The organism is uncultured Veillonella sp. (assembly GCF_934190855.1).
Classification (GTDB): domain Bacteria; phylum Bacillota; class Negativicutes; order Veillonellales; family Veillonellaceae; genus Veillonella.
Genome location: NZ_CAKPTN010000142.1, coordinates 1 through 4257, shown reverse-complemented (window position 1 = coordinate 4257; position 4257 = coordinate 1). Strand labels below are relative to the sequence as shown.

The following is a 4257-nucleotide window of genomic DNA, read 5'->3' as shown; positions in this document are numbered from 1 at the left end:
ACTCGGCAAATATCATATCTTCTTTATAAGTTATCTTTATGTTGGTTCTCTCGCCATTTACAATGGCAACCTTTTTCTCGTAAGCAACGATAATATTAGCACGTGCCTCTTTAATCTCTACAGTCAAATTTTGCAACAAATTGTATTGCTTAATAAAGAAGTAAATCAAGAATACAATTAAGAAAAATATTAGTGTTGAAAGCATAGAACCCTCTCCATTTCTATTACAAATAACAATGCAAATTTGAGAATATTATACCATACCAAATATATAAGCAATATGAAATTTCATTCATGAAACGACATAAATCTATTAGTCACCAATCATAACTCGATATACTGGCATTCTCTCTACTGTTTCTACATATTCTAATCCTTCAAAACAATCTTGTCCCTCTTCTATTTTATTGGCAATTTGGTTATGAATTTTTCTTAATAGTTCTACATTAGTAAAACATTGTCTATTCTCTGCGCTTAACTCGACTTTAATATCGGTTTGAAATACACCATCAATGCGATTCTCTTCGTCTAAATCAGTTAGGTCAACAATATGCTCATTACTTCGTAGTTGTTCAGAACCTGTAATGAACGCTTCATAAACGATACATACCTTACGATTATTAATAGCAATGCCATTAGGATTCCAGTTATCTTTATTATCCGGTATATAATCGATAATATCTTTGGTGAAAGCATCATCACTACCATATTCTTGATTAGAAAAAGCCCAATATACCGATGTCAGTACATCATCCGTACTAGAAGCATCTGCTAGTTTCTTCTCTACTAATTTTCTTATTTCCCTTTTAAGTAAAGGTTTTTTGATAGTGTAAAACACCCACATTGTAGATATCAGCATAGCTGCTAATACGAATATCATATAAGACAAACTGGTCATGGTACTACCTGATCGCCCTGCTTGAGAATGAGCGGGGCTCACTGTATTTGCTGTATTCGTCATATGATCTAGAAGCCATGGATATTCAAACATACCCGCTATAATTGCAATTAGTATTAAAGTAGCTATCGTAACACAGATAACGAATAATTGCTTGGCCACCTTGTTACAAACTATTTCCTTCTCAGCAAAGGATAATACATCCATCTCAGATATGCCTTTACTCCATTTAGTAGTTCGTGTATGTATGTCCATTTTTCTCTCCCATCAATAAATACAAACAACGCTTCAAAGTTAACTATACACCGTATTTCATATATTACTTATATTTATTATAATAGAGAAAAGGAGGCCTTGAAAGTATGGGAAGCTATATGATAATACTAATGTTTATATTGATAGCTATTGCTGTAGTTTTTGCTACTTATAACCTATCTATAATTAAATCCATGCCTCCAGAAGACCGTTATAAACTTCTTTATTTTACAGATGATCAAGTCTCTATAGGCATTGGCTTAGTAAGAAGAACATTTAAATTAAGCGATATTCGTGAGGTACGTTTTTCTAAAGCTAAAAAATTCCGTAGCATGAGCAGCTGGGCCGGTAGAATGCAAATTTGCAAACTAAATGGTAAGACAAGCCGTTGGATAGAATTTGATGGTACGGTCTATTACAAAAAGATGATATATATAACTAATGAAGAAAGCATTGATAAATCAATAGACTTACTGATAAATGAATTTCAAGCACGAGGAATTCGTTGTACTAAATATAGATGCTAACATATAATTTTTTGAACTATACAGTAACATAAAGACACATAAAAAAGGCTTCTCGAAATTTCGAGAAGCCTTTTATTTGGTGCGCCTAGCAGGAATCGAACCTGCGCACCCGGTTCCGGAGACCGGCGCTCTATCCCCTGAGCTATAGGCGCATGAATACCTAAAAATTATACCATATTACGCTATGCTTCGGTAGTATAAAGTATATATAGCCACTAGGTTTATACAGAAAGGCCCCTATAGTTAATCATTTACTAGATAACTATAAGGGCTATTTCCATTATATGTTTTCTTTAATTAATTCTAGTAGAGCATCACAGCTACGACTGACATCATCATAGGTTTCATCAAAGTTTCCTGTATACCAAGGATCCTTTACATCGCGGCTTTCACCAACAAAAGACATCGCCATATGCACCTTATTGTCAACATCATCTCCAATGATACGTTTTAAATTCCGTGCATTGTTTTCATCCATGATAATGAGATAGTCGAAATTATGATAGTCATCAACCGTTACTTGACGAGCCTTACGACGAGTATAAGGAATACCCATTTCATCTAATTTCTCTTTAGTCCCATAATGGGTATCATTTCCTATCTCTTCACGAGATGTAGCTGCAGATTCAATATAAATAGTTTCACTAAGTCCAGCCTTCGCAACGATATGATTCATATAAAACTCTGCCATCGTTGAACGACAGATATTACCGTGACAGATGAATAAAATATTTATCATTTAAACTCCCCATTAGAACTTTTATCCTCTATATCCCTTTTAAAAATTTCGTATCCATTCTCTAGTTCAATATCGGTAACGAGGCCGACCTCTCCACTTTCAGCATATTCAACATCTATATCATTTACTCGGATACTATTAATTTTTGTATAAATCCATCGCTCATCCTTTTTAGCATAAACCTCATCCCCAACTTTTATCTTAGTATTATTAAGAATTAATATTCCTGCTTTTGGCTTCTTAAAGTATTCAGAATATGTTCCGATATACTTTAAATTCCTCGGAATCAGTGATATAACTCCATGTTCGTATAAAGCATCTCTAGTTTCTTCTTTAGTAAATATCTTATCTTCTATCAGTCTATATTGCTTATATAGCTGCCATGTAGTAAGAAGGCCTCGTTCATCACTTAATGCATAATCAATCTGATCCTTACTAAATGGTGGATTTTGTCTTAAATCAGGTTTCTTATATCTTTGATGATTCACAATATATATAGGAATTATTATTTTGTTAGGATACTCTTTTTCTCTTCGCCTTCTATGCTTTGCAACTTGTGTACATTCTGAATCTGTAGATGTCCCACCTATACCTTTAACCTCAATAATATATATTTTTTCATTATCTATAATCTGTATATCTTCTCTAAGAACACCCTCACTGCCATCTATCGCTTTTACCTCTGTAAAACCAAGCCATTCAAAATACTTGCATACGGCTTGTACTAACGCCTCGCCGGTTGCAGTTAACAAATCATTTAAAAATTTATATTGTTGATTAATTTCCTCAATTTGACTATTGAGTAATTGTATTCTTGACTCATAGGCTTTTTGAGCGACTTTCTTCTTTTCTTCAATTTCTAAAATTTCTTTATGCAAAAACTCTTTGTCTTTTATCCATTCAAACTCTTTTGATTCAGGGAAAATTTCAGGAAATATTTCTGGTAAATAAGTAGATAACAATTCATCAATCAACTCATCTTTTTTATCACAAACAGGAAGTAATAATTCATATCCTGAATTTTTAGAATAACCTATATAGGAAATAACTTCATCATCTTGATTTTTCAATAATGGAATAAAATTGGGATTTCTAATTGATTTTTGAGAATCACTATCCCAGACATATGGTAGGTGAAAGATAGCTTTATATTCGGATGTATATTTCATTAATAGATTAGAAAGTTTATTATTTGCTGATACAATCTTTTTCCCACACTTTGAAATCGCATTAGATTGAATCACTTCATATACATCATATTCATGCTTTTCTGGATGACTATATTGTTGCTGATTTAAAACTTTAACCAAATCATATGTTTCTGTATAAGCACTTCCAGCAAAGATAATTTTTAATAAGGGAACTCTCATATTATTTTTCATAAAATGTAGGACTAACGAAGTAGGATTAAAAATCTGTTTAGGATAGTTTAATTCAAATAAATATTCCGCATTCTCTACTTCTTTCTTGTTATTAATATAATTTCTAGTCTCATTCTCATTTTGTAAATCAATAATAATTACACTATATTCATGTAAATTATCTACTGTTTTATACTCAAGATTTACATATCTCGTTTGGGCATACTCCCCAAAATCTACAACCTTATTTATACCTAAATTTCCAATTTCAATATTATAAGATTCACTTAATTTATTTGCAATATCTCTATTATTAACTATAAATATCTGTGGTTCACTATACTTTTCCATCCACTTTCAACTCCCAACACATTTAGTATTATTTATTTTGGTATATATTTTACAGTTAAAATATATACAATTCACTTTTTATAATTATCTCACTCAATCATATTCTATTCAACTCTACAAGAGCAC

4 protein-coding genes, 1 tRNA gene and 1 pseudogene are annotated in these 4257 nt (G+C 31.8%); 1 reads left to right on the top strand and 5 read right to left on the bottom strand.

Annotated features, from left to right (window positions below):
- Together Q0F90_RS07685 and Q0F90_RS07680 are read right to left on the bottom strand one after the other, a co-directional pair.
- A pseudogene (locus Q0F90_RS07685) lies at positions 1-205 on the bottom strand (2-C-methyl-D-erythritol 4-phosphate cytidylyltransferase); the annotation flags it as partial.
- Positions 206-313: 108 nt separating this feature from the next.
- The gene (locus Q0F90_RS07680; protein ID WP_296004463.1) at positions 314-1153 is read right to left on the bottom strand and encodes a hypothetical protein; all 840 of its coding nucleotides are present in this window, start codon (positions 1151-1153) and stop codon (positions 314-316) included.
- 107 nt (positions 1154-1260) lie between these two features.
- On the opposite strand from Q0F90_RS07680, the gene Q0F90_RS07675 reads away from it, so the two are divergent.
- Positions 1261-1680, top strand: a complete 420-nt coding sequence (locus Q0F90_RS07675) for a hypothetical protein (protein WP_296004461.1) — start codon at positions 1261-1263, stop codon at positions 1678-1680.
- Positions 1681-1757: 77 nt separating this feature from the next.
- On the opposite strand, the gene Q0F90_RS07670 is transcribed toward Q0F90_RS07675, so the two are convergent.
- The 3 genes from Q0F90_RS07670 to Q0F90_RS07660 all read right to left on the bottom strand — a co-directional run bounded on the left by Q0F90_RS07670 (position 1758) and on the right by Q0F90_RS07660 (position 4131).
- Positions 1758-1832: transfer RNA gene (locus Q0F90_RS07670), tRNA-Arg, on the bottom strand.
- A gap of 128 nt (positions 1833-1960) precedes the next feature.
- On the bottom strand, positions 1961-2419 hold the full coding sequence (locus tag Q0F90_RS07665; RefSeq protein WP_296004459.1) for a low molecular weight protein-tyrosine-phosphatase: 459 nt from the start codon (positions 2417-2419) through the stop codon (positions 1961-1963).
- Complete coding sequence (locus tag Q0F90_RS07660) at positions 2416-4131, bottom strand: hypothetical protein (protein WP_296004457.1); 1716 nt, start codon at positions 4129-4131, stop codon at positions 2416-2418. The genes Q0F90_RS07665 and Q0F90_RS07660 overlap by 4 nt, the downstream gene beginning before the upstream one ends.
- Positions 4132-4257 lie beyond the last annotated feature (126 nt).

Bases quoted from the DNA above. Each gene is read 5' to 3' on its own strand.
- Q0F90_RS07660 (WP_296004457.1), bottom strand. From the start codon at position 4,131: ATGGAAAAGTATAGTGAACCACAGATATTTATAGTTAATAATAGAGAT.
- Q0F90_RS07675 (WP_296004461.1), top strand. From the start codon at position 1,261: ATGGGAAGCTATATGATAATACTAATGTTTATATTGATAGCTATTGCT.
- Q0F90_RS07680 (WP_296004463.1), bottom strand. From the start codon at position 1,153: ATGGACATACATACACGAACTACTAAATGGAGTAAAGGCATATCTGAG.
- Q0F90_RS07665 (WP_296004459.1), bottom strand. From the start codon at position 2,419: ATGATAAATATTTTATTCATCTGTCACGGTAATATCTGTCGTTCAACG.